The organism is Paraburkholderia sp. A3BS-1L (assembly GCF_051125215.1).
Taxonomy (GTDB): Bacteria; Pseudomonadota; Gammaproteobacteria; order Burkholderiales; family Burkholderiaceae; genus Paraburkholderia.
In genome coordinates this window covers 24938-49601 of sequence record NZ_CP120446.1, presented here as the reverse complement: position 1 = coordinate 49601, position 24664 = coordinate 24938, and the positions used below count along the sequence as shown (strand labels likewise).

Here is a 24664-nt window from a genome sequence, read left to right as displayed (position 1 = left end):
TGCATCCGCTAACGACGATGCGTTAAGCTGCGCCACGGTCCTGGTTGGGACACCACCTCTGAAGGTCACGGAATGAAAGTCGCCATTGTTGTATTCGATGGTGTGCAGGCGCTAGATGTTGCAGGCCCACTCGACGTGTTCGCCGAGGCGAACACGTTCCTCAACGAGCATCAGCGCTACGAGGTGACGCTCGTCGGGCGCGAGGCGGGCGCCGTGACCTGCTCGAACGGCATGCAACTGGCGGTCTCGCGCGGCTATGCCGACAGCGATGTGCAATGGGACCTGCTCCTTGTGGCCGGTGGACCGCAGTTGCCCGACGTGCATCCGCCGAATGAGTTTCTGGCGTGGCTGCAAAATCAGGCGCACAGCGCAAGCCGCTTTGGTTCGGTGTGCAACGGCGCATTCGTGCTCGCTCATGCGGGGTTGCTCGACGGCAAGGAGGTGACGACTCACTGGTCGGATGCCGGGCGCCTGTCCAATGAATTCCCGCACGCCAATGTGCAGCCGGACCGGATTTTCGTTCGCGACGGGCGGCTGTTCACATCGGCGGGCGTGACCGCAGGCATCGATCTTTGCCTTGCGCTGGTGGCGGAAGACTGGGGACACGAACTGGCGGTGCGGGTTGCGAAGCGGCTGGTGGTGTATATCCAGCGCGAAGGCGGTCAGTCTCAGTACAGCCCGTATATCGGCGCCGGCAAGGACGAGGACCCCATACTCAGCAAGGTGTATCGCTACGTGAGCGAACATATCACCGATACGCTTTCGATCGAGGCGCTGGCGAGTGCGGCTGCGGTGAGCCGGCGCACCTTGTCGCGCATATTCGCCAAAAACGCCAAGGTCACGCCCTCCGTATTCGTCGAGCAGGTTCGCGTCGATACAGCGAGGAAACTGCTGGAGGACACGGATGCGCCGCTCAAGACGGTCGCCTTCAAATGCGGCTTTCATAGCGCCACGCATATGCGTACGACGTTTTCGCGGCGCCTGAACGTCACGCCAAAACAATATCGTCAGCGATTCCGCGGGGAGGCGAGTGCATAGCGGGAGATCCCGGGCGGAACTGGCAAACGCCGATTCGGCGCCATTCCTTCCCGATATCATCGAACCCGGCTTGTCGATATTGTTTTGCGGGATCAATCCGGGCATGCGTGCGGCGGCCACGGGGCGCCACTTCGATGGCAGAGGGAACCGCTTCTGGCGCGTGCTCCATCGTGCCGGCTTTACGCCGGAGGAATTTCGCCCGGAGAACGACCATGAGCTGCTGCGGCATGGCTTTGGTCTGACTACGGCGGTCTCGCGCGCGACGGCACGCGCGGACCAGTTGTTGAGAGCGGAGATTCAGGACGTCGCGGCGCAATTCGAGCTGAAGGTTCAACGCTACGCGCCGCGGTTTATCGCCTTTCTTGGCAAGATGGCGCTTGCGGAAATGTCCGGCAAGCGCGATATCCAGTGGGGTTTGCAATCCAGCAGGTTCGGCGGCGCGCGCGCCTGGGTTCTGCCGAACCCGAGCGGCTTGAATCGCGCTTTCAACCTCGACGCGCTCGTGAGGGCATATCGCGAACTTCGTATGGCCGCTCAGTCGTCCTCAGTTGCCGAGTGAATGGATAAGCGGCTGTAGATATTGGGCATGCGCTCCGGAATGCCTCCTTGCGAGTTCGTGATTGCCTTGACCCGGCGTACATTCGCCTTCGGTTGTCAATCCGCTCGCACATTGAAGATATGTGTTGTTTCGCAGTGTTTCGGTCACGAACTCCACGAAGGACCGGATCTTTCCACTCGTTCCGCGCCGTTCGACATGAAGCAGGCTGACCGGCGTCGATTCGGGTTCGTAGGCCCGCAAAATCGGCACCAGATTTCCGGAAGAAACTTCGGTTGCGGCCTGATAAGACAGCAACTGCGTGATACCCACGCCGTCTTCCGCGGCCGAAATGGCAGCCGGCGCCAGATTGACGATCAAGCGCGGCTGCAGCCGCACATGAACCTTTGCGTTATGTTCGTAAAACATCCACTCGAGCGGTTGGGAAACGCCGGTAAAGGAAACGCAATGGTGGCCGGGCAGGTCTCGCGGATGCATGGGCTCCCCATGCTCGGCGAGATAAGCGGGGGACGCGAAGGTTTGCCGCCGCACGGATCCCAGGCGCACCGCGAATGTCGACGAATCTTCGAGATGGCCAATACGTATGGCGATATCCACGCCTTCTTCGAGCAGGCGCGTGGGACGATCGAGGTAAACGGCGTTCACGCTGACGTCGGGATAGCGCAGGGTGTAGGCGTTGACGAGCGGGGCGATGAAGCGCTGGCCGAGTTGGACCGGCGCGGTAATCGTGAGCGTGCCCACCGGGTTCGCGGGATCCGCGGCGATATGCGCCTCCGCGTCGGTGATGCCATCGAGCAGCTTGCGGCAGGCCTCGAGATAAGCGACGCCGGCGTCCGTGGGCCGCACCGAGCGTGTCGTGCGCGCGAGCAGTTGGGTACCCAGGCGCGTTTCGAGCGAGTTGACCGCCCGCGAAACCGCCGCTCGCGACAAGCCGAATTTTTCGGATGCGGCGCTGAAGCTGCCGCGTTCGACGATGGCTATAAACACCTCCATCTCACGTAATCTGTCCACCTTGACTTCCCAATCTGAGTCTCTTGCAAACGGAGGATAAAAGTAAAAGCCGTTTAGCGGCCTACCGTTGCCGGTTCGTTTTCAAACCTTCGTTAATCGTCCCCATCGCAATTAACGCGCGGCCTGAATGCCTACACCGCGATTCTAGGCATCATGTGCCGTCCGGTATCGCCTCGCAAGCTGGCTTGGCTCAAAACAGCGCAGAAATGACCCATGTGTAATCAGTCAGGTTTGCGTTGGCGCCACGCACATCACGCGTTGGGCGAAGCATGACCGGACGGCCTGGCAAAATTCTCGTACTAGATGGCCCAAAATCAGACCAGCCAAGACTTTAAGAAATTGGGTTCATCTCTGACAATAAAGCCGTCAGTGAACAGCAACAATGCGCGACGAAACCGATGGTGTGGTCATCGTATCGCGTGAGGATGCAGGGCGCTGAATTGCCTCACAGTGTAATAGCCACATCAAACAGTATAGCTAACGAAACCCGGGAAATTGCTGATCGCCATGGCAACTGCGAACCCTTTGACGACTGGAACGGAAGCGGCAACGGACCCGCAGGCGCTGGAACCACGCCCTGTGCGCGAAGCCGCGGCGTCGGCTCAGCCTGCCCCCGCGCAAATGGCGTTTACGGGACGCATCGTGGTGGGGCTGCTCGGCATGTTGTGCGCTTCGTTGCTGGCCATCCTCAACGAACAGGTGACCGCGGCGGCGATGGCCGATATCCAGGGCGCGTTCCTGATCGGGCATGACGACGGGACGTGGCTCACGTCGCTCTTCGAAGCCGCCAATGTCGCGACGATGGTATTCGCCCCTTGGTTCGGCATCACCTTTACGCTCAAGCGCTTCACGATCGGCGCCGTGCTCGCCACGATGTTGTTCGGATTGCTGTGCCCGTTTGCGCCGAATCTGGCGACGCTCTACGTCTTGCGTATCCTCCAGGGAATCGCGGGCGGTTGTCTGCCCCCCATGCTGATCATCGTGGCGCTGCGTTATCTGCCGCCCAAATTCAAGCTGTATGGGCTCGCCGGCTATGCGCTCAATGCAACCTTCGGACCGGCGCTCGGCACCCCGCTCGCCGCGTTGTGGACGGAGTTCGTGAACTGGCGCATGGTGTTCTGGCAAATCATTCCGCTCGGCGCGCTGTGCTGTATCGCGATTCAACAGGGGCTGCCCGCCGATCCGGTCAAGCTCGAGCGCTTTCGGTCGTTTAACTGGATCGGGTTGATGACGGGCTTCCCCGCGTTCGGCATGCTCGTGACGGGGCTCTTGCAAGGCGAGCGGCTCGACTGGTTCGAATCGGACTTTATCCGCGTGATGCTTTGCGGCGGCGCTCTGCTGCTCGTGGTCTTCCTCGTCAGCGAGTGGTTTCAGCCCGTGCCTTTTTTCAAGCTCCAGTTACTCGAGCGCAGGAATTTCACGCACGGACTCTCGACCTTGCTCGGCACCGTGATCCTGCTGGTGGGCGTCGCAGCGATACCCGGGCAGTTTCTCGCCAAAGTTCACGCCTACCGGCCGCTGCAGACGGCGCCGCTCTCGCTGTTGCTTGCCATTCCGCTGCTGATTACGCTCCCTTTGACGGCGGCGCTATTGAACACGCGGCGCGCCGATCATCGCTGGGCAATCGCAATCGGTCTGTCGCTGATGTTCACGACGTGCGCACTTGGCAGTTTCATGACGTCCGAGTGGATTCGCGACAACTTCTACGTGCTCCAGGCGCTGCAGATCATCGCGCAGCCCATGGTGATCATGTCGATCCTCATGGGCGTCACGACGGGGCTGCCGCCCACGGAGGGCCCGTTCGCGTCGGCCATGTTCAATACGGTCAAGACGTTCTCCGCCGCCATGGCGACGGGTCTGATCGAGGGGGTGGGCACCGCGCGCGAACATTTCCATTCGAGCATGCTCGTCGACCAGTTGGGCAACCGCGCACTGGTGACAGGCCATGGCCTCGACACCCCCGACGCGCTGGGGCAAGTCGCGCACCGTATTCACGAGCAGGCCGTCGTGCTGACTTCAGCCGATCTCTATCGGGTGATGGCGTGCGTTGTGCTCGTGCTGCTTCTTCTTGTTCCAGTGCTGCCGGTGCGGATCTATCCGCCGTGGAGCACTACGCCGCCCGCTTCGAAATGAGGTCCGTTTTCCATGTCATCGACCAAACCCAGCCCCGCACCGTCCAGATTGAAATGGCTTCGTATTGCAGCAGTTGTCGCCGTTGGCGGCGTCGCTGCCTGGGGCGGCACGACGCTCCTGTCTCACTCCAGTTCGGAATCCACGAACGATGCCTACGTCACCGCGGATTTCACGCTCGTCGCGCCGCGTGTCGCGGGGCAGATCACAGACGTACTGGTGAACGATAACGAGGGGGTGAAGGCCGGCCAGTTGCTGGTGCGCATCGACGACCGCGACTATCGCGCCGCGTTGATGAGCGCCGAGGCGGAGGTGGTGGGCGCAAAGGCGTCGGTGGCGAACTTCGACGTGCAGATCGCGCGCCAGCCCTCGCTCGTCGATCAGGCTCGCGCCACACTGCGCTCCGACGACGCGGCGATCGGCTTCGCGCGCGCCAATGCTTCGCGCTATCAGAATCTTTCCACGGCGGGGGCAGGGACCGCACAGGAGCAACAACAGGCTTCGAGCACGCTCGCCGAGCAGCTAGCGCAGCAGTCGCACGACCAGGCGGTGCTGACGGCCACCCAACAGAATCTGGACGTCCTGCGCACGGAGCGCGACAAGGCCGCTGGCGCGCTTGAACACGCCGAAGCGGCGCTCGAACAGGCGAGGCTCAATCTTTCCTATACGGAAATCCGCGCGCCCGTCGACGGCAAGGTGGGGCGCCGCTCGGCGCGGGTCGGCGCCATTGTGACGCCCGGCGCACCCGTGCTGGCAATCGTTCCGCTTTCGGATGCGTATGTCGTCGCGAACTTTCAGGAAAGCCAGATCACCAATTTGCGGTCCGGCGAAAGCGTGCGCGTGACGGTCGACAGCCTTCCCGGCATCGTGATTCGCGGCCGCATCGACAGCCTCGCGCCGGCGACCGGCGTGAGCTTCGCGCCGATCGCACCCGACAATGCAACGGGCAACTTTACGAAGGTGGTGCAGCGCGTGCCCGTCAAGATCACGATCGATCGCGGGCAGTCTGCTGCAGCGGCATTGAGCGTTGGCCTCTCGGTGGAAGCCGAAGTGGCGATGGGCCGGAGCGCAGAAGCGACGGCTGAGGGAGCGGAAAGAAAATGAACACGAGCCAATATTCCATTCGCGCGATCCTTCTCACGGCTCTCGCATGTGTGGCTTTCCTCGCAATGGCCGGCTGTACGGTGGGTCCCAACTTCGAACCGCCGAAGTCGCCGCCGCCTGAGGTCTTTAACCGCACGCAGATGGCGCAGGCGCCGAGCAAAGCCGTGGAAGGCCAGTTCGGTCCGCAATGGTGGACGCTGTTCAACGATCCGGTGTTGAACGGCTTGGAAAAGCAACTCGCCGACGCGAACCTGGACGTGGCGGCCGCCTCTGCGCGCCTGCTGCAAAGCCGGGCGGAACGCCGCGTGGCGGGCGCGGCCGAGTATCCGACGCTCGACGGTGCCGCATCGTATAACCGCGAACGCGGCAGCGAAAACGGCATTCTCTCGCTGCTTGGCGTGACGCCCACGCAGAGTCAGCCGCAGTCGGCATCCGGGAGTGCGCCGCTCGGCGTGGCGGCGATGCCGGGCTCCAAGGGCTCGCCCGCGTATAACCTGTACCAGGTCGGCTTCGACGCTTCTTGGGAGATCGATATCTGGGGCCGCGTGCGACGCAGCGTGGAAGCGGCGACGGCGCTTTCCGAAGCCTCGTATGAGGACCGGAACGCGGTCTTGCTGAGCGCGCGCGCGGAGCTTGCGCGAGACTATATCGAGCTTCGCGACACGCAGGAACTCCTGCAGATCGCGCATCAAAACCTGGACATCGCCAACGACGCGCTGAAGCTTACTCAGGTGCGTGCGCATGAAGGCGTCACGACGGATCTCGATGTCTCGAACGCTTCGGCGCAGGTGGAGAACATCGAAAGCCTGATTCCCACACTCGAATCGCACTCCGAAACGACGATCAATGCAATCGGCCTGCTGCTGGGCGAGGAACCGGGCGCGCTGCGCCAGACGCTCGCCGCGACACAGGAGGTGCCCGTGCTGCCCGCGCAGGTGCCGATCGGCTTTCCTTCCGAACTCGTGCAGCGCCGGCCGGATATCCGCAAGGCGGAAGCCGAACTGCACGCGGCGACGGCGTCGATTGGCGTGGCGAAGGCCGATTTCTATCCGCGCATCATGCTCAATGGCAGCGCGGGCTTTCAGAGTCTTCAGCTCTCGAGTCTGGCGAGCTGGGCGTCCGGGCAGTTTGTCGTCGGTCCTTCCATTACCTTTCCCATCTTCGAAGGCGGTCGACTGAAAGGCACGCTCCAGCTGCGGGAGGCGCAACAACAGGAAGCCGCGATCGCCTACAAGAAGACGGTGCTGCGCGCGTGGCAGGAGGTGGACGATGCGCTCGTCACTTACGACGCCGAACAGCGCCGCCGCGACCGGCTGGCCCAGGCCGTGACCATGAACGAGCGCGCGCTCTCGGTCGCGCGGGAACGGTACAAGGCCGGGGCGCTCAATTATCTTGATGTATTGAACGTGCAGAAGCAGTTGCTCGAAGCCCAAAGCAATCTCGAGCAAAGCAGAGCCACGGCGGCTACGAATCTCATTACGCTCTGTAAAGCGCTGGGAGGGGGGTGGGAGTCGACATATGGCGGGTAATCCATAGCCCGCCGCTCGATCGTGCAGAGCCACGGTGGGCGCTTATGGGTGACGCCGAACGCGCCCGTTGGCGCCAGCTTCCATTTCACGCTTCCCGCACAGGGTAACGCCTCCGCCCTCAGAGCGCATTTAGCGCCGCGCTGCGAAGCCATTCGACCCTTCGGATCGCCGCGATTTCTGCTGTTTCGCGATGGCCGAAAACTAGCCGGGAATGTCCCCAAAGCGTCGAAGCTAGCGCCTCAGCCGGGAGCCGTAGAACGTAGACTGTTCTCGTCGGCGGTCAATGGCTGCCTATCCTGGCGGGGAGTCATGGAGATGCCCGGCCACCTGACTTGACGCGCGCTGTGATGCGGACTTTCTTCCACGCGCAGTGCCCAGATTCCCTAAAGGAAGGACGTATGAGCGAAGCAAACCAGGGCGCGGTGCGCCAACTGAAACATTTCATCGACGGTCAATGCACGGCAGGCGCAAGCGGCCGATTCAACGACGTCTACGATCCCGCGCAGGGCCGCATTACGGCGCGCGTGCCGGTTGCGAATACCACCGAGGTTGCCGCCGCCGTCGCGGCCGCCAAAACCGCGTTTGCGGACTGGAGCGAAACCCCTCCGCTCAAGCGCGCGCGCCTGATGTTCAAGTTCAAGGAACTGCTCGAAGCGCACCTCGACGAAATCGCCGAACTCATTACACGCGACCACGGCAAGCTTTTTTCGGACGCCAGGGGCGAAGTGATGCGCGGCATCGAAATTGTCGAATTCGCGTGCGGCATTCCGAACCTGCTCAAGACCGGCTTCACCGATCAAAGCAGCAGCGGCGTCGACAGCTGGAACTTGCGGCAGCCCGTGGGCGTGATTGCCGGCGTCACACCGTTCAATTTCCCGGTGGTGGTGCCGTGCTGGATGTTCGTCATGGCCGCCGCGACCGGCAACACGTTCATCCTCAAGCCCTCGGAGCGCACGCCGTCGTCGTCGATCCGGCTCGCGGAACTCTTCATCGAGGCGGGCTTTCCCAAAGGTGTCTTCAACGTGGTGAACGGCGACAAGGGCACCGTCGACGCGCTGATTCAGCATCCCGATGTGGCCGCGATGTCCGTCGTCGCCTCCACGCCGGTGGCCGAATACATCTACGCAGAGGGCGCCAAACGCGGCAAGCGCGTGCAGGCGCTGGGCAGTGCGAAGAATCATCTCGTCGTCATGCCCGACGCGAATCTCGATCAGGCCGTCGATGCGCTGATCAATTCGGCATACGGATCCGCGGGCGAACGCTGCATGGCGACGTCGGTCGCGGTCGCGGTGGGGAGCATTGGCGACGAACTGATCGAGCGTCTCGCGCCGCGCGTGCGCTCGTTGCGCATCGGGGCGGGCATGGAGCCAGATCTGGACATGGGGCCGCTCATCAGTGCCGCGCATCGCACCAAGGTGCTGGGTTATATCGATGCGGGCGTCGCCGCTGGCGCGAAGCTCGTGGTGGACGGGCGCGACCATACCGTGGCGGGGCACGAAGAGGGCTTCTTCCTCGGCGGTTCGCTCTTCGACGAGGTGCAGCCGGATATGAAGATCTATCGCGAAGAGATTTTCGGGCCGGTGCTTTCGGTGGTGCGAGTGCCGGATCTCGCCAGTGCAATCGAGCTTGTCAACGCGCATGAACTGGGCAATTGCGTCACCCTGTTCACGGCCGATGGCGCCGCAGCCCGCACGTTTACCCGGCAGATTCAGATCGGCATGGTGGGCATCAACGTGCCGAGTCCGGTGCCGTCGGCGTGGCATTCGTTCGGAGGCTGGAAGCGCTCGCTGTTCGGCGATCATCACGCCTACGGCGAGGAGGCCGTGCGCTTCTATACACGCTACAAGAGCGTGACGCAGCGTTGGCCCGACAGCATCGACAAGGGCGCGGAGTTCGCCATGCCTGCGTCGAAGTAAGGTAAGCGCGGCGTGAAAACGCCGCGCGCCTGAAGATTGCCGGCACGGTTATGACCGGCTACTGCCGCGAGGCTGGCGATATATACCAGCTGTTCGAAGATCTGGCCGGCGTCGCCGCGGGATCGTAGAACGGGATGTCGCGCATCCACAGCGCGGCCACGCCCATCGACTCGGCGCGCTGCGCCATGACGATGTGATCGCGCATGGTCGGGACGGGCGAGTCCGGATGCGTTTCGAGCGGCAGGATCAGTCCGACCGTGAGCGCGTCGTTGCGAAACACGCAGCGCCACGCGGGCTGCTCTGAAAGCGCATGTCCGACGGGCGCGGAAGCCTTCATTGCGGTGATTGCTGACATATCCATTGCGTTTCGCCTTGCGTTTTCCCATTTGCGAGCCAAGGTTACGCACCAACGACGATGACAAAAACCACCTGCGATGAACAGCAGTTGATACTCGCGCTCAATAACGCGGGGAATTCAAACAGCGGGCATGCGCGCCTTGAGGCGCGGCGACACGAAGTCGAGAAACGCGCGCAGCTTGAGCGGCAGGGGGGCTTGCCCCGCGTGCACGAGATTGACGGGCAGCGGCGCCGCTTCAAACGCGTCGAGCACGACGCGCAACTCGTTGGCGCGAACGGCGCGTGCAACCTGGTAGGACAGCACGCGTATCAGCCCCACGCCGAGGATCGCGGCTTCGATAGCGGCGTCCGCGGTGTTCACGGCAAGCCGCGAATGAACGGGCACGGACTGCTCCGACTTGCCGGAGCCGAACGCCCATGCACGCAAGGAAGCGAGCGCCTCGAAGGTGATGCATTGATGGCCGGCCAGGTCCGCGGGTTCTGCGGGCACGCCATGCTTCGCGAGATAGGTGGGGCTGGCGCAAATGACCCGGCGCACCGTGCCCACTCGCGACGCGATCAACGTGCTGTCGGGCAGCTCGCCAATGCGCACCGCGACGTCCGCGTGTTCATCCATCAGATGAACGACGCGATCGGTCAGCAGGAGATTGATGTCGATCTCCGGATAGTGCGCGAGGAATTCCGCCACCACCGGCACCACGTGCAGGCGGCCAAACGCAACGGGCGCGGTGACCACAAGTTCGCCTTTGGGCGCGGCGTATTCCCCCGTTGCGGCGCGCTCGGCTTCGCCGATGTCTTCGAGAATGCGCCGGCAGGCGGCCACGTATGCGCTGCCGGCTTCCGTCAATGAAAGCTTGCGCGTCGTGCGGTGAAAGAGGCGCGTCTTCAGGTGCGCTTCCAGTTCCCCAACCTTGCGGCTGACCGTGGCGAGCGGCATGTCGAGGCGCCGCGCGGCGGCTGAGAGACTGCCCGCGTCGGCGACCGAAACGAGGATGGCCATGGCTTCGAGGCGATTCATGGACCCTATAAAATAGTGGAAGGATGAATCTTGATCGTGGGGGATTCTCTTCGTAAATGCAAGCGCGTAACGTTCGACCTCAATCTGGATCGCGGCAAATCTCTGCAACGACTGGAGAAATTCAAGGCACAAGGAGGTTTTCGTGAGCGGCTTACCCAGCACCCGAGAAAGTGCAGCTACGCCCGCCGTCGCATCGCGCGGCAAGTTCGTCATGATGGCGATCATCGCAGGAGCAGTGATCACAAACATCTATTGCACTCAGCCGATTCTGCCGCTGATCGCAGCGAGCCTGCGGGTCAACATTACGGCGGTCGATTTCGTTGCGGGAGCGGCACTACTCGGCTTCTCGACCGGCCTCGCGCTGCTGCTGCCGCTTGGCGACCGGTTCGACCGGCGCAAGCTCGTGCTCACGCAAATCGCACTCGCGCTCGTTTTTGCGGCGACGGCGGCGGTTGCGCCCGGCATCTGGGCACTGATCGCGGCTTCGTTTGCGCTTGGTATCGTGAGCTGCGTGCCTCAGCAGCTCGTGCCGTTCGCCGCCGTCATGTCGTTGCCGAGCGAGCGGGGCCGCAATGTCGGCACCGTCGTGAGCGGCATCATGGTCGGCATCCTGGTCGGGCGCACGATCGCTGGCGTGATCGGCGCGGCGTGGGGGTGGCGCGCGGTGTACGGCGCGGAAGCCGTGTTTATGGTGCCCGTCTTCATCGCCGCCGCTGCGCTGCTGCCGAAGGGCGTGCCTTCGACGAATCTTTCGTATGGGCGTCTGCTTGCTTCGCTGTGGCCGCTCGTTCGCGACAATCGTCCGATTCGCGAATCGATGATCATCCAGGCGTTGCTGTGGGCCTGTTTCAACGCCTTCTGGGTCAATCTCGCCGCGCTGCTCAAGAGCGGACCGTGGCATCTCGGCAGCGCCTGGGCGGGCGGCTTCGGCATCATCGGCGCGGCCGGCGCATTCGCCGCATCGCTGGGCGGCAATGCCACCGACCGCGTGGGCTTCCGCAAGGTCATCGGCGCCAGTATCGGCATCGCGACGCTTGCCTACGTGCTTCTCTCCGGCGCGGCCACGTCGCTCACGCTGTTGATCGTGGGCGTGGTCCTGCTCGATATCGGCGTGCAGTCCGGTCTCGTTTCCAACCAGACCCGCGCCTTCTCGGTCGATCCGAAAGCGCAAGGCCGCATCAACAGCCTCTATATGACGGCCACCTTCTTCGGCGGCGCAGTCGGCGCGACGGTCAGCGGCTGGCTCATGAGCCGCTTTGGCTGGTCAGGCATCGTCGCCTTCGGTGTCGCACTCGGCATCGTGGCTGCCGCCATCCACTGGATCGGTGCGCCTCGAGAGTCCGCGGGCCGGATCCCATCAAACGCAGATTGATTCGAGGCATCGAGCATCTGCTTGCTGGAATCCGCTGTGGTTAGGGGGCGATGCCAGCTTCAATACTGGAATTATCATGATTGGCATCGTGCGCATTGCGCTGAAACGGCCTTATACCTTCGTTGTGCTGGCCGTGTTTATCCTGATCGTCGGCGTTCTTTCGACGTTTCGTACACCTACTGATATTTTTAATCCGATCAATATCCCGATGATTAGCATGGTGGCAGTACGCGGGGCTTTCACCCGACCAGATGGAAGGCCGCGTGATGGCTCCGTACGAGCAATCGCGGAACAGTATGCTGTTACGCTCGCGGCCGGCCTCGCCGTCGAGGGAATGAGGCCCGTCGTCGCCATCTACTCGACGTTTCTTCAGCGCGGGTACGACCAGCTGATTCACGACGTCGCCCTGCAGAATCTGCCGGTTCTGTTCGCGCTCGGATTTGCCGGGTATCCGGCAAGCGGGCCGGCGCGCGGGTGGCGTTTCTGGCGTTCGGGCCCTTGCTCTCGGTCGCGATGGAAGTCGCAAAGGAGATCGATGCGACCGTGGTCGATATGCGCTTCGTCAAGCCGCTCGATGAAGACGTGTTGCTGACGGTTGCCAACGAGCACGAGGTGATCGTGACACTCGAAGAAGGCACCGTGCTTGGCGGAGCGGGCGCCGCATGCGCCGAACGGATTGCAGCGGAAGGGTGGGCCATACGCATGCTTCGGCTCGGACTTCCCGACGCGTTCGTCCAGCACGGCGACCGTGCGGAACTGCTCCGCTTGAATGGTCTGGGAGTCGCAGGCGTGCGGGAAGCGGTCCTTGCGTTCACCAAAGCGGTAGACGCCCTCGACCCCGTTGAATGATTGCCTCGTGCCGCCTGTGTGTTATGCGATGTAAAGAGTGAATTGAGGCGAACCTGGTTGGTGGCAGAGGGCCTTGATCCTATAGTAATCGGGACTGGTTATCCAGACAGAGAGGTGAAAAATGAAGTTCGCGATGAAAACTGAAATCCGCACGGACGATCTCGCGACGATCGTGCATGCGATGAAGTCCGTGGACGCCGACGCGAAGGTCGATGTCGATGTTGGCGCGCAAACCGTGAGCGTCGATTCGTGGTTGATGCCCGAAGAGTTTCTCGTTGCGTTCTACGACGAGGACATGGACGTGGGCATTGCCGAATGGTAGGAACGGTTAGCCGTCAGCCGTGGTGGCCCGGATGCGACGCATCCTGGCCCATAAACAACCTTATTGCCGACGCACACCGCTTCAATCGTTGTCAGAATTCTTGCAACCCTTTCTCACGGTATTTCCAGGGGCGCGTCAAAAGAGTGCCGGGTGGAGTGTGCTTCATGCGGAGAACCCGCTGAAGGCGTCGTCCACGAGCTGGTAGGGGACATACGCTGTTCTTGAGTCGGAAGGGAAATGATCCGTTGTGTTTGGCCGCTGATCGCATCAGCGCCCGTTTCCGTGCGAGCCAGGTATGACCCAGAACCCGAAATTTGCTTCAGAAAGCTCCCAGAAAGCGCCGCTTCCCGGCGAACCGATGTCGGGCGCCGACATCATCTTGCGCGTACTCAGCGAACAGGGTGTCGATACCGTGTTCGGCTATAGCGGCGGCGCGATCCTGCCGACCTACGACGCGGTGTTTCGTTTCAACGAGCTGTACGCCGACGAGCCCGAACGTCAGATCAACCTCGTCGTACCCGCCAACGAGCAGACCGCCGGTTTCATGGCCGCGGGGTACGCACGCGCGAGCGGAAAGGTCGGCGTGTTCATGGTGACGTCGGGTCCCGGCGCGACCAACGCGGTGACGCCGATTGCCGACTGCAATGGTGACTCGGTCCCGGTGGTCCTCATCTGCGGGCAGGTGCCGCGCGCTGCGATCGGCAGCGACGCTTTCCAGGAAGCACCAGTGTTCAACATCATGTCGGCGTGCGCCAAGCAGGTGTTTCTGGTGACCGACCCGGACAAGCTCGAACAGACGCTGCGCACGGCGTTCGAAGTCGCGCGCTCCGGCCGTCCCGGCCCGGTCGTCGTGGATGTGCCCAAAGACATCCAGAACTGTACCGGCACTTGGCAGGGGCACGGCACCCTGGCGTTTCGTGGATACTCCGACCGGCTTCGCAAGGTGGCGAAGGGCGCGCGCCTCGAAGCGAGCAAGCGTGACGAATTCTTCGATTTGCTGGCGCAAAGCAGGCGCCCGCTGCTTTATGCGGGCGGGGGCATCATGACCGCCGGTGCCACGGCTGAATTACGGCAGTTCGCCGAGCGCTACCGCATTCCCGTGGTGAACACCCTGATGGGGCTCGGCTCGATATCCGTGAAGCACGAGCTGGGGCTCGGCATGCTGGGTATGCACGGCGCGGCCTGCGCGAACTACGCAGTGGAAGACTGCGACTTCCTGATTGCCGTGGGCGCACGATTCGACGATCGTGTCGCCGGCGGCCGCCCGCATGCATTCGCGCCGCGAGCGCGCCATGTCGCGCACATCGATATCGACGAAGCGGAGATCAACAAAGTGAAGCGCGCGCACTGGAGCCACGTCGGCGACGCGAAAGACACCCTGGTTTCGCTGATGCAACACGAAACGCACGTGCAGGCGCCGTTGGCGTGGCTCGAGCACATCAGGGAACTGAAGCAGCGCTACTGCATGAATTATGACCGCAACAGCTCGCTCATTCAGCCGCAATTCATAGTGGAGAAGCTGAGCGAGATTACCGGCGGGCGGGCTATCGTCACCACGGGCGTGGGCCAGCACCAGATGTGGGCCGCGCAGTTCTTCGACTTCGTCGAGCCGCGCAGCTTTCTCACGTCGGGCAGCATGGGGACGATGGGCTTTGGCCTGCCCGCTGCGATCGGCGCTCAGATGGGACGCCCGGATGCCCTCGTGATCGACATCGACGGCGACGGCAGCATGCGCATGAATATCGGCGATCTGGAAACCGTGACCACGTATGGCGTGCCGGTCAAAGTGCTGCTGTTCAACAATGTCGGTGACGGGATGATCCGGCAGTGGCAGCGTCTCTTCTACGACGGGCGCCTGTGCGTGAGCGACAAGTCGCTGCATCGGAAGGACTTTGTCATGGCCGCGCGTGCCGACGGGTTCGAGTTCGCGCAGCGTGTTGACGTCCTGAGCGAAGTCGAGGAAAAGCTCCGGGCTTTCTTGGCGTTCGATGGTCCCGCTTTTCTCGAAGTCATGATCGATCAGGATGCCGATGTATTTCCGATGGTCGGGCCTGGCATGAGCTATTCGGACATGATCACCGGTCCGTTCATCCCGTCGAGGGATGGCGAGGAGTCGGGGAGCATGCGTGCGGGGCATCAACCCGCCTCGGACATGTTCTAGGCCAGCACAATCGCGCCAGTCTGCTCGCGCGGCGCATTTCGTCTTTCCGCCATGTAATAAAAGAGGTTCTGGCTACGGCGTTTATCGAGTCTGGCCTCTACCCAATAGTGGCTCTGATGGCTGGGAGCGATGCTGGGCATGGGGTCCTGCGGGGCCCGCGTTGTCTCTTCATCGGTCTGCGCGATGTGGTGCGTGGCAAGACGGTACGCACGCGGCATTGAGAACGTACTATCAGTCCGTTGCGGTTACGCGTGCGTCAGCGCAATGGGATGCCGACGCTCGCACAACCGAGCTTCAGCTTGTTTGGCCGCCTTACTGCAATAATACGTCCGCGCATGCACCGCCTCTGCGCCGTATTCCGCTAAGATCGACGCGGAATTCACAGACTGCGGCGACTGCACAGCCAAACGCGCAATGGACCGTATCGACGCCATGAAGGTATTCGTCGCCACGCTGGATGAGGGGAGCCTGGCGGGCGCGGGGCGCCGGCTCGGACGTTCGCCCGCGGCGGTGAGCCGGGCCATAGCGTTCCTGGAAGCGCACACGGGCACGCCGCTCCTATATCGCACCACGCGCACGATACGGCTGAGCGAGGCGGGGGAGCGCTATGCGCTGGCGTGCCGGCGCATTCTCGCTGACCTTGAGGAAGCTGACCTGCTCGCTGCCGACGAGCACTCGATGCCGCGTGGCCTGTTGGGTGTCACGGCGGCCGTGGCCGTGGGTGAAGACGTGCTGCGCCCGATGATCGACGCCTTCCTCGAGCGCCACCCAGACGTATCGATCCGTCTGCATCTGTTGGACCGGCCCGTGAGCCTCATTGACGAGGGCATCGATGTAGCGCTGCGCATCGCGCATCTGCAGGACTCGACGCTGGTCGCCATACCGGTGGGCGAGGTGAGACGGGTGGTCGTCGCATCGCCAGAGTATCTCGCCAGGCATTCGGCGATCGAATCGCCCGCCGATCTCGCCAGCCACACGATCATTTCGATGACGCACTTCGGGCTCGACTCATGGAGCTTTCCGGCGGCGCGGCAGACGGCACTCCCACAGGTCGTGCAGTTCTCGCCGCGCTTCACCGTCAATACGATCCGTGCGGCGCTGGCCTGCGCCGTGGCGGGGCACGGCGTCACGCGGCTGTTTTCCTATCACGTGGCGGAACAGGTGAAGGCCGGGGCCCTCAAGATTGTCCTGCGCGACAACGAGCACGCGCCGCTGCCCGTGAATCTCGTGATGCCGCATGGTCGACTATCAGTGCCAAAGGTGCGCAGTTTCGTCGATTTCGCCGTGCCGAGGCTACGTGAGTATTTCGAGCAGGCAAGGCTGATTGCGGACGCTGATTGAGCCCCCGTTCAACCGCTGTGCGGAAGAATGACTTCCGCACCGCAGTGATTCTCTCGAAGCGTAGCCTAATCTAGACTGACTCCCATCTTCACTGGGTGCTCCAAAGCACCGGTATGCGGGAGTCAGTCATGCAACAAGCGGTTTTGAGTCCGGCTGCACCGACCGCCTTCAACGTCTGGCGAGGCACGCTCGCCGGGGCCAGCGCGAGTCTCATCGGCATTGGCCTGGCGCGTTTCGCCTATACACCGCTTTTGCCCGCCATCATCGGCGCACACTGGTTTCCCGCTTCGACCGCCGCCTACCTCGGGGCGGCAAACCTGGGTGGCTATCTCGCGGGCGCGCTGCTCGCGGGCGCAATGGTTCGCGCAGCGAAGCCTGCCACCGTGCTGCGCGCGATGATGCTGCTCGCGACGATCGCCTTCGTGGCCTGCGCCGTGCCGGTCTCGTTTCTTTGGTTTTTCATCTGGCGCTTCGCGTCGGGCCTATCGGGTGGCGCGTTGATGGTGCTCGCCGCGCCCACGATCCTTGCGCACGTGCCGCCGGCGCGCCGCGGCTTCGCGAGCGGCGGCATCTTCACGGGCATCGGGCTCGGCATCGCGGCTTCCGGCACCATCGTGCCTGGCCTGCTGCGCCAAGGCCTGACCTGCACTTGGCTCGGGCTCGCCACCGTGTCAATCCTGCTCACGTTTCTGGCCTGGAACGGCTGGCCCGAGCACGCCGCGCCCACGCCTGCTCACGCGCCGTCGCGCATCGAAAACGCGCCTGCGTACCCGCGCGCGCGCCTGCGAACGCTCTATGCGCAATACGGCCTGAACGCCGTGGGGCTCGTGCCGCACATGATCTTCCTTGTCGACTTCGTGGCGCGCGGGCTTGGCCGCGGCGTCAATGCGGGCGCGCAGTTCTGGGTGCTCTACGGTCTCGGCGCAATAGTGGGCCCGCTCGCAGCAGGGCGCCTCGCCGATCGTGCGGGCTTCCGTCCGGCGTTGCGCGTGGCGTATCTCGTGCAGGCCGTCGCGGTCGCGATTCCGGCTGTGGGATTCCTTGGCCCGGCGGGGCTCATGGTATCCGCAGTGCTGGTAGGCGCGTATACGCCCGGTATCGTACCGCTGGCCCTCGGGCGCGTGAACGAGTTGCTCGCGCATCATCCATTCGACGTGAAGGGCACCTGGAGCCGCGCCACCACGAGCTTCGCCGTAATGCAGGCGGTCGCGGCCTACGGGCTCTCGTTCGTGTTCTCACAAAGCGGCGGCAGCTACGTCGTCCTGTTCGCGATCGGCGCGGCCGCGCTGATGCTCGCGTTTTTCATCGATCTCTTCTCCGCGCTGAGGGCCAAATGAATTCCACGATTTCTTCTTCCCCGCGCGCCTTCGGAAAGGTGCAACCGCGCGGCTACGCTGAGCGCAACGTCCAGTACTGGCGGCGCAATCTCGTCGTCTGCGTGTTCGGCTCGTTCACAACGCTCGTGAGCCTCAGCATGCTGTTGCCGTTCCTGCCGCTCTATGTACGCCAGCTCGGTGTGAGCTCGCAGTCGGCCGTGATCCAGTGGTCGGGCATCGCATTCGGCGCGACGTTCCTTGGCACGGCGCTCACCGCGCCGCTGTGGGGGCGCCTTGCCGACCGCTTTGGCCGCAAACCCATGCTCGTGCGTGCGGCGATCGGCATGGCCGTGGTGATGTCGTTGATCGGCGTGGCGCACAATGTGTATGAACTCGTTGCGTTGCGGCTGATCGCCGGGCTCGTGGGCGGCTACGCCTCAGCTTCCACGGTGATGGTCGGCACACAGGCGCCGCGCGAGCGCGCGGGCTGGGCGCTCGGCATGCTTTCCACGGGCGCGCTGGCGGGAAATCTCGTCGGGCCGCTGGTTGGCGGTGTGCTACCGGACTGGATCGGCATACGCGGTACGTTCTTCGCGGGCGGCGCGGTGATTGCGGTGGCGGCGCTGCTGACGATCTTCGTGATCAAGGAGGAATTTCATCCGGGGAGCGACGCAAAAGGCCAAGCACGAGGCGCGGCCGCCGCGAGCGTGCGCCGCCCCGACTACGCGGTCGTGGCGGCGCTGCTTGTGACCGCGATGATGGTGCTGCTCGCCAATATGTCGATCGAGCCGATCATCACGGTCTATATCGGCAGCCTGGGCGTGAGCGCGGGGCACCTCGCACGCGTGGCGGGCGTGGTCATGGCGTGCTCGGCGCTCGGCAGCATGCTCACGGCGGCGCGCCTCGGCGCGTTTGCCGACCGCTTCGGCAGCTGGCGTGTGATCATCGCCTGTCTCGTGTTCACGGGGCTTGCGATGGTGCCGCAAGCGTTCGTTGCGCACTGGTGGCAGCTCGCTGCGCTGCGCGTGGTGATGGGCATGACGCTCGCGGGCCTCTTGCCTGCCATCGGCAAGCTCGCGCGGCAATCGGTAGACGAAAGCAGAACGGGCAGCCTGCTCGGCTATCTGCAATCGGCGCAATTCAGCGGTCAGGTGGTGGGGCCGGTGATCGGCGGCGTGATCGGCGTTCACTTCAGCCTGCATGCCGTGTTCTTTGTGACCGGCGCGCTGCTGATCGCCTGCAGCGGCCTCGCGTGCTGGGCACGCAGCCGCGCACAGGCCTGATACGGTGGCGGACACACGGAAACTGGAACGCTACCGGAGGTCAAGCAACATGAACACTCAAGCAGGCGGCCGGGGGGTGCTGCGCGCCCTGGGCATACAGAAGCCGTTCAGCAAGCGCGCGTGACGCGCGTGCCGATGTTTCGCGTCGAACAAAAAGAGGCGTTCAGGCGATCTGGAACTGTGCGATCACCACGAGCTCGACGGGCATCTTGGTGCGCAATTGCGAATGCGAGAACGTCTCGCGCGCATGTCCGGCCTTTTCTCCGAGCGCGGCCGCCAGTGGGTCCAATGCGCCGTCTAGTACATGGACTGTTTGAGGAAGCCTTCCGCAAAGCTCACGTGGCCTTCCAGGCGCACGATATCATGCACACGCTCGAAGTCCTCCAGGTGCCCGCTTGATCTGCGCGAGCACGTTCAACGCAGTGAGTTGCACGGCCTCGTGGCCTTCTTCGAGCGTCTGCTCCACGCCCACGCGTCAGGTACAGCGTGGCTTGCCGTCGGCAAGCGGACCCTGGCCGGAGACGAAGAGCCGATCGCCCGCCTCGGAAACGGCGGTGAAGTTACCGAGTGGCTGCGGTGCCGCGGGCAGGGTGAGGCCGAGATGTGCGAGTTTTTGTTCCGCGGACACGACGTTCTCCTCGCTGGGGAGAGAGGCGCTCCGCTGCGTGCGCCTCATGCCTGAGGCACACTTTAGGCAGGCGTGCGCGCGGGGCAAATATCGGCAGAACAACTCACTCGCAACGCCGTATAGCAAATTGCGCCAGGCGCATTCGTTGCACGATAAGCGCACCATAACCAGTTGGAAGCGCGGGACTCAAAAAGCGTGGGAATACAGGCATGCAACGCAAATTCGACGATCTGCTGCTGGGCAGCATTGAACTGTTTTGTCTTGCAGCGGAGTTAGGCAGCTTTACGCTGGCGGCCAACGCGGCGAGTGTTACGCCTGCTGCGGTGAGCCGCTCCGTGGCTCGGCTCGAAGAGCGGCTCGGCGCGCGGCTTTTCGTGCGCACCACGCGCCAGATTCGCCTCACCGATGCTGGGCGGCGCTACTTTGAGCAATGTCGTCAGGCCTTGACGCAACTCATGGATGCCGAGCGCGAAGTCACGGGCGAGCAGGCCACGCCCGCTGGCGTGCTGCGCGTCAGTGTGCCCACTCCGTACGGGCACTATCGCGTGCTGCCGCTGCTGCCGGCGTTTCGCGAGCGCTATCCGCAGGTCCAGGTCGAGACGCATTTGAGCAACCGCAACATCGACTTCGCCGATGAAGGCTTCGATCTCGCGATACGCGGGCGAGCGCCGGCCGACTCCAGTCTCGTGGCACGCAAGCTCGAAGATGCGGAACTGGTCGTTGTGGCGACGCCGGGCTACCTCAAGCGCGCGGGCGTGCCAAAGACTGTAGCGGACCTGCAGACCCACGAATGCATACAGTTCGAACTGCCGAGCAGTGGCCGCAATCTCGCATGGACCTTCGAGGGGTCGCACGAAGATGGCGACGTGCTGACGAACGGAAGTTACGGAACATCTGGCGACGCGCTCGCTGGCGTCACGCTCGCGCGGGCCGGGGCGGGCCTCTTTCAGACGTACCGCTTCGTGGTGGAGGACGACCTGCGCGAAGGCAGACTCGTAGAGGTGCTGCGTGATGCGGGGGGGCGTACTCGGCCGTTTATCCTGCTTTACCCGCATGCGCGCTACCTGACGTCGCGCGTTCGCGCTTTCGTCGACTTTCTGGTGGAACAATTGCATACGCCAGCGCGCTGAACGGCGCGCAGCTTCGCTGCCGGTACTTGGCTCAGTAACCCGGGCTCTGGCCACCGTCTAAATGCGGGATCCCGCCCGTCACGAAGAGCGCCGAGTCGAGATTGAGGATCGCATCGACGATATCGCTCATTTCGCCCATGCAGCCCATCGGGTGCAGCGCGGCGAGCGTCGCGTGGGCTTTTGGCGCGTACTTCGGCGACTTATGATGCCCGGCGAAACGGCATTGGCGCTGATATCGGCCTTGGTGAGCGAAGCGAGCACCGAAGGCACATTGTGATTCGCCTGGTCAGCGAGCGTGGTCCTGATGCTGACGATGTGGCCTCTGCCGTTCTTCAGCGTCTGCTTGATGGCGAGCTGCGTTACGTGGAAGAAGCGCCCAGCAATGGCATCCCTACCGCGATTTAACCAATTGACTATGAAATCGGCATTTCTTCGAGATCCTATTTTTCATAAATTCAATTTATCGAATTAAATTACTCGCGAGTGCAGAATTCGGGCCAATTTTCGGCTATGTTCCCAGTCTGAACATCTCGAATGTATCGGAGTCCTGCTTTTCTGCGATGAATTTTGCGAAGAAATGGGTTCTGGTGCTATTCACGAGAAATTCCGGCAGGCACTGGCGTAGTGCGTTGGCGACGACGAGCTCAGATGGCGGGATGCCGGCTTGCATGAAAACGTGATAAGCGTGGATCTTTCGCTTAACGGCGTTGCGATAATCGCGCGACTCGCGATGCATATATTGATCGCCGCAACGGCGGGCAAGCGGCTTCATGTCCTGCATCCAGAAGTGGTACGCGAGTGTGCCGATCCGGTGCACCGCCTGTTTGAAACTGTACTCGATCTTGAAGCGCAATCCATACAGGCGAGTGATCTCGATGGCGTCGAGTTTGAGGTCGGTGCACATCAGCAGGCATGAACCCCTGTCGGGGTGAATCACGGCGACGAAGCGAACCAGCTGGCCGCACGCCGGCCACAGCAGATCGCAGATCCGATAGTGGCGAACATTGTGTTCGCCATAAAACGGGCTGGGGGCGCATTGCATGGCCTGGGGAGCATCGAGTAGCGATCTGAGTTTGACCTTCTCGCCATAGCGCCTGGGACGCTCGCGTTTGCGCGCGCCTGCGTGCACGAACGGCACAGGCAACCGCGTTGGTCTTCACGCGCGTGACCAGGTGGTTGTCGTTCTCGCGAAGGCCTTTGACGATCTTGCCCGCCGCGTAGAAGGCATCGGCCACGAAGTAGAACGGCTCCTGCACTGAGGCGATACCCAGTAGCGAGATCATCTTGTCGAGCAGGGTACGTCGATCGCGATTGGTCCACACCAGGCCTTCGTGAATGCGCACAGCCCGCGGTACGGCGAAGACGCTGTTGGCGGCCCGCACGAGCAGGCTCGCCGCCTGCATCGAGTGTCCCATGATGTATTCGGGCTTGGTGTTTGAGTCGGGCTGTTGATGCAGCAGCTTGACGCCAGGCATCTTCCTGCCGCTCCTGGCCACCTTGATGCCATCCCCGACGAGGACCGGTCGGCCATTGACGCGTAGCGGGTCGGGGAACAGCCGCAGCACGATCTGGGTCCACAGCGCCGTGAGCCTGTCGAGCTGGACGGCATCGCTCTGCAGGCAGCCGAGCAGCTTTCCGTAGAGGGCTGGTCGCAGCTTGAGGGCTCGCACGATGCTGCTCACGCCAAGCAAGTCGGTGCGCACCGTCAAGCCAGCCACGACAGTCGCGAACCACATGAGCCGCGCAGACGGGAGAACGCGCGGCGCAACAGCCAGATCGCGTCCCACCATCCAGTCCAGAGCGCCATGATCGTCCTTTATATTATGCATTACGAAGTATCGCATGGATGCGTGGATCGAGTGTGCAAACGGACTGCTCAAGCCGAAAGCCGCATCGAGGCGTCACCGCCTGAAGACGAGATTGGTGATGGAAGGAAACTAGATGAAGCGGATTAGCTTGCTGATGGGGGGATTGGCACTGACGAACGCCGGCGCGAACCCGTGAAAAACAGGCGCGAACTCGTCACTCATGAGTTATCTAAATGGCACGATATATGAGCATTTTGGAGCGTGTCAGGCACTAAGCACCATCAAGGACATGCTTGATGGGCCAAATAAGAAACAGATGTGATTATCCTGCGATGCCTGACAGTCTTTCCATCCGCGACGTATTTATACCGCACCCAAGTCAAGGATATCTTGTGTCCTGCCTTGACAACGCTACAACACTACCTGGAGGAACATGATGCAGTCAGCGTATGGACACCAAACCCCGCCGGCCGCGCCCGAACTTACCAGCGTCGAGCCGGGGAGCCCAATGGGTGAGTTGCTACGGCGCTATTGGCAGCCTGTCTGCACCTCGGATGAACTGACGGACCGGCCGCGCAAGGAGAAACTCCTCTGCGAGGAGATTGTCCTGTTTCGTGACGGGGCAGGGAAGGTTGGCGCATTGATGCCGCATTGCTCACATCGCGGGACCTCGCTCGAATGGGGGCGCGTGGAGGAAAGGGGCCTGCGCTGCTGTTTTCACGGCTGGCTCTATGACACCGAGGGCCGCTGTCTTGACATGCCATGCGAGAGCGAGGAGTTTCGCGAGCGGATGAATGTGTGGCAGCCGGCCTATCCGACGCTCGAATTTGGCGGACTTGTCTTTATCTACATGGGCCCGCCTGGGACCGAGCCGGCATTCCCCGTCTACGACATTATCGACCCGAACGTGGTGGGCGAAGTCGAACTGCGGGGTATGCGGCTTTGGGGCGATCAGGGGATTGGTTACGTCAAGGATTGCAACTGGCTGCAGCATTATGAGAACGTCGTCGATCCGTGGCACCTCATCATGCTGCACCAGGTCATCAGTGGTAACCAGGGGCATAACATGCTCGACGGCCTGGCGGACGACACGAAGGTTCGGGACATGGCCAGGATCGAGTTTGAGAAGACGTCATTGGGCGTGCGCTTCAACATGGTGCGCCAGTTGCCAAATGGCAATTACTTTATTCGCCACGCCGAGTGCATCGTTCCGAACGCCTTCCTCGTCCCCGCAGTCTACGACAGCGGCGCTCGCAAAACGCGCGCCTCGGAACTGTCGTGGGTGGTGCCGGTAGACAACGAGCATGTCCGTGGCATCAGCATGGTCGCCTGGCCGTTGGAGAACGGTGAGCCGAAGCCCGGCTGGCGCCCCGGGACCGACATCAGCGACGGCACGGTCCGGCCGGGTGCGGCTGTGGAGCGAAGCTATGAGGAGCGCCAGCGCAAGCCCGACGACCGCGAAGCGCAGGAGGGCCAGCGCACGACTGCCGTGCATGCGCTCGAAAACCTCGGCACCTCCGATGGTGGCGTCGTCATGTTGCGACGTATTCTCCGCGAACAGTTGAAGCGGGTGGAACGGGGGCTCGACCCGCTCAACGTCGTGCGGGACAAGGACGCCGCGCGCGGCATTCCGACCGGGACCTGGAACGCAGTCCTCACCCCCGCCGAAGCGGCCGCCCTCGGAGAGAATGTCGGGCGCCTTGCCTAATTGATTGGATGCGCGTTCCCCGCGTTCGACGCGGGGAACGCGCATCCTGCGGCTGTCAACGACTTCGTCAGCAGCACAAGCGAGGGC

At 62.8% G+C, this 24664-nt stretch carries 18 protein-coding genes and 4 pseudogenes; 15 read left to right on the top strand and 7 right to left on the bottom strand.

Annotation, left to right across the window (positions count from 1 at the left end):
* Positions 1-72 precede the first annotated feature (72 nt).
* Together P5W99_RS35645 and mug are read left to right on the top strand one after the other, a co-directional pair.
* Positions 73-1038 (top strand): GlxA family transcriptional regulator, encoded by a 966-nt coding sequence (locus P5W99_RS35645; RefSeq protein ID WP_434667534.1) that lies wholly within the window; start codon positions 73-75, stop codon positions 1036-1038.
* Positions 1039-1057: 19 nt separating this feature from the next.
* Entirely contained in the window at positions 1058-1597 is a 540-nt protein-coding gene (mug, locus tag P5W99_RS35640; protein ID WP_434668346.1) for a G/U mismatch-specific DNA glycosylase, read from the top strand.
* On the opposite strand, the gene P5W99_RS35635 is transcribed toward mug, so the two are convergent.
* Positions 1583-2605, bottom strand: coding sequence for a LysR family transcriptional regulator (locus tag P5W99_RS35635; RefSeq protein WP_434667531.1), 1023 nt, complete (start codon positions 2603-2605; stop codon positions 1583-1585). The two genes, mug and P5W99_RS35635, sit on opposite strands and share 15 nt — an antisense overlap.
* Before the next feature lie 507 nt (positions 2606-3112).
* Between P5W99_RS35635 and P5W99_RS35630 the strand changes: the two genes are divergently transcribed.
* From P5W99_RS35630 to P5W99_RS35615, 4 genes are all read left to right on the top strand, one after another.
* Positions 3113-4738, top strand: coding sequence for an MFS transporter (locus P5W99_RS35630; protein WP_434667528.1), 1626 nt, complete (start codon positions 3113-3115; stop codon positions 4736-4738).
* A 12-nt stretch (positions 4739-4750) separates the two neighbouring features.
* A complete protein-coding gene (locus P5W99_RS35625) occupies positions 4751-5839 on the top strand; it encodes an HlyD family secretion protein (RefSeq protein ID WP_434667525.1) in 1089 nt (362 codons plus the stop codon).
* On the top strand, positions 5836-7368 hold the full coding sequence (locus tag P5W99_RS35620; RefSeq protein ID WP_434667522.1) for an efflux transporter outer membrane subunit: 1533 nt from the start codon (positions 5836-5838) through the stop codon (positions 7366-7368). The genes P5W99_RS35625 and P5W99_RS35620 overlap by 4 nt, the downstream gene beginning before the upstream one ends.
* 398 nt (positions 7369-7766) lie before the next feature.
* The gene (locus tag P5W99_RS35615) at positions 7767-9284 is read left to right on the top strand and encodes a CoA-acylating methylmalonate-semialdehyde dehydrogenase (RefSeq protein WP_434667519.1); all 1518 of its coding nucleotides are present in this window, start codon (positions 7767-7769) and stop codon (positions 9282-9284) included.
* 58 nt (positions 9285-9342) lie between these two features.
* Here P5W99_RS35615 and P5W99_RS35610 read toward each other — a convergent pair whose 3' ends face one another.
* Positions 9343-9645 carry a hypothetical protein gene (locus tag P5W99_RS35610; protein WP_434667516.1) on the bottom strand — a complete coding sequence of 101 codons (303 nt, stop codon included), beginning with the start codon at positions 9643-9645 and terminating at the stop codon, positions 9343-9345.
* A gap of 114 nt (positions 9646-9759) precedes the next feature.
* Entirely contained in the window at positions 9760-10659 is a 900-nt protein-coding gene (locus tag P5W99_RS35605; protein ID WP_434667513.1) for a LysR family transcriptional regulator, read from the bottom strand.
* A 142-nt stretch (positions 10660-10801) separates the two neighbouring features.
* On the opposite strand from P5W99_RS35605, the gene P5W99_RS35600 reads away from it, so the two are divergent.
* Positions 10802-12031: an MFS transporter gene (locus P5W99_RS35600; RefSeq protein WP_434667512.1), complete on the top strand. Its 1230-nt coding sequence runs from the start codon at positions 10802-10804 to the stop codon at positions 12029-12031.
* Between the two features lie 40 nt (positions 12032-12071).
* Here P5W99_RS35600 and P5W99_RS35595 read toward each other — a convergent pair whose 3' ends face one another.
* The gene (locus tag P5W99_RS35595; RefSeq protein ID WP_434668435.1) at positions 12072-12428 is read right to left on the bottom strand and encodes a hypothetical protein; all 357 of its coding nucleotides are present in this window, start codon (positions 12426-12428) and stop codon (positions 12072-12074) included.
* Between P5W99_RS35595 and P5W99_RS35590 the strand changes: the two are divergent.
* The 6 genes and pseudogenes from P5W99_RS35590 to P5W99_RS35565 all read left to right on the top strand — a co-directional run.
* Positions 12315-12880: pseudogene (locus tag P5W99_RS35590) on the top strand (transketolase C-terminal domain-containing protein); the annotation flags it as partial. The gene P5W99_RS35595 and the pseudogene P5W99_RS35590 sit on opposite strands and share 114 nt — an antisense overlap.
* 121 nt (positions 12881-13001) lie before the next feature.
* Positions 13002-13202, top strand: a complete 201-nt coding sequence (locus tag P5W99_RS35585; protein ID WP_324150412.1) for a copper chaperone — start codon at positions 13002-13004, stop codon at positions 13200-13202.
* Between the two features lie 295 nt (positions 13203-13497).
* A complete protein-coding gene (gene ilvB, locus P5W99_RS35580) occupies positions 13498-15363 on the top strand; it encodes a biosynthetic-type acetolactate synthase large subunit (RefSeq protein WP_434667509.1) in 1866 nt (621 codons plus the stop codon).
* Positions 15364-15777: 414 nt separating this feature from the next.
* Entirely contained in the window at positions 15778-16704 is a 927-nt protein-coding gene (locus P5W99_RS35575; protein ID WP_434667506.1) for a LysR family transcriptional regulator, read from the top strand.
* A gap of 128 nt (positions 16705-16832) precedes the next feature.
* Complete coding sequence (locus P5W99_RS35570; protein WP_434667503.1) at positions 16833-18041, top strand: YbfB/YjiJ family MFS transporter; 1209 nt, start codon at positions 16833-16835, stop codon at positions 18039-18041.
* Positions 18038-19303: an MFS transporter gene (locus P5W99_RS35565; protein WP_434667500.1), complete on the top strand. Its 1266-nt coding sequence runs from the start codon at positions 18038-18040 to the stop codon at positions 19301-19303. The genes P5W99_RS35570 and P5W99_RS35565 overlap by 4 nt, the downstream gene beginning before the upstream one ends.
* Positions 19304-19466: 163 nt before the next feature.
* On the opposite strand, the pseudogene P5W99_RS35560 reads toward P5W99_RS35565, so the two are convergent.
* Positions 19467-19931 (bottom strand): annotated as a pseudogene (locus P5W99_RS35560) (RidA family protein).
* Positions 19932-20140: 209 nt separating this feature from the next.
* On the opposite strand from P5W99_RS35560, the gene P5W99_RS35555 reads away from it, so the two are divergent.
* On the top strand, positions 20141-21061 hold the full coding sequence (locus tag P5W99_RS35555) for a LysR substrate-binding domain-containing protein (protein ID WP_434667497.1): 921 nt from the start codon (positions 20141-20143) through the stop codon (positions 21059-21061).
* A 31-nt stretch (positions 21062-21092) separates the two neighbouring features.
* Here the strand turns inward: P5W99_RS35555 and P5W99_RS35550 are convergent.
* Both P5W99_RS35550 and P5W99_RS35545 read right to left on the bottom strand, forming a co-directional pair.
* Positions 21093-21433 (bottom strand): annotated as a pseudogene (locus tag P5W99_RS35550) (SDR family oxidoreductase); the annotation flags it as partial.
* A gap of 136 nt (positions 21434-21569) precedes the next feature.
* Positions 21570-22868: pseudogene (locus P5W99_RS35545) on the bottom strand (transposase).
* Positions 22869-23302: 434 nt separating this feature from the next.
* On the opposite strand from P5W99_RS35545, the gene P5W99_RS35540 reads away from it, so the two are divergent.
* Complete coding sequence (locus P5W99_RS35540) at positions 23303-24577, top strand: Rieske 2Fe-2S domain-containing protein (protein WP_434667495.1); 1275 nt, start codon at positions 23303-23305, stop codon at positions 24575-24577.
* The last annotated feature ends 87 nt before the right edge of the window (positions 24578-24664 follow it).

What these genes read in the sequence shown, in the direction of transcription:
- P5W99_RS35645 (WP_434667534.1), top strand. Translation starts at nt 73, where the DNA reads ATGAAAGTCGCCATTGTTGTATTCGATGGTGTGCAGGCGCTAGATGTT.
- P5W99_RS35630 (WP_434667528.1), top strand. Translation starts at nt 3,113, where the DNA reads ATGGCAACTGCGAACCCTTTGACGACTGGAACGGAAGCGGCAACGGAC.
- P5W99_RS35625 (WP_434667525.1), top strand. Translation starts at nt 4,751, where the DNA reads ATGTCATCGACCAAACCCAGCCCCGCACCGTCCAGATTGAAATGGCTT.
- P5W99_RS35620 (WP_434667522.1), top strand. Translation starts at nt 5,836, where the DNA reads ATGAACACGAGCCAATATTCCATTCGCGCGATCCTTCTCACGGCTCTC.
- P5W99_RS35615 (WP_434667519.1), top strand. Translation starts at nt 7,767, where the DNA reads ATGAGCGAAGCAAACCAGGGCGCGGTGCGCCAACTGAAACATTTCATC.
- P5W99_RS35610 (WP_434667516.1), bottom strand. Translation starts at nt 9,645, where the DNA reads ATGGATATGTCAGCAATCACCGCAATGAAGGCTTCCGCGCCCGTCGGA.
- P5W99_RS35605 (WP_434667513.1), bottom strand. Translation starts at nt 10,659, where the DNA reads ATGAATCGCCTCGAAGCCATGGCCATCCTCGTTTCGGTCGCCGACGCG.
- P5W99_RS35585 (WP_324150412.1), top strand. Translation starts at nt 13,002, where the DNA reads ATGAAGTTCGCGATGAAAACTGAAATCCGCACGGACGATCTCGCGACG.
- ilvB (WP_434667509.1), top strand. Translation starts at nt 13,498, where the DNA reads ATGACCCAGAACCCGAAATTTGCTTCAGAAAGCTCCCAGAAAGCGCCG.
- P5W99_RS35575 (WP_434667506.1), top strand. Translation starts at nt 15,778, where the DNA reads ATGGACCGTATCGACGCCATGAAGGTATTCGTCGCCACGCTGGATGAG.
- P5W99_RS35570 (WP_434667503.1), top strand. Translation starts at nt 16,833, where the DNA reads ATGCAACAAGCGGTTTTGAGTCCGGCTGCACCGACCGCCTTCAACGTC.
- P5W99_RS35565 (WP_434667500.1), top strand. Translation starts at nt 18,038, where the DNA reads ATGAATTCCACGATTTCTTCTTCCCCGCGCGCCTTCGGAAAGGTGCAA.
- P5W99_RS35555 (WP_434667497.1), top strand. Translation starts at nt 20,141, where the DNA reads ATGCAACGCAAATTCGACGATCTGCTGCTGGGCAGCATTGAACTGTTT.
- P5W99_RS35540 (WP_434667495.1), top strand. Translation starts at nt 23,303, where the DNA reads ATGATGCAGTCAGCGTATGGACACCAAACCCCGCCGGCCGCGCCCGAA.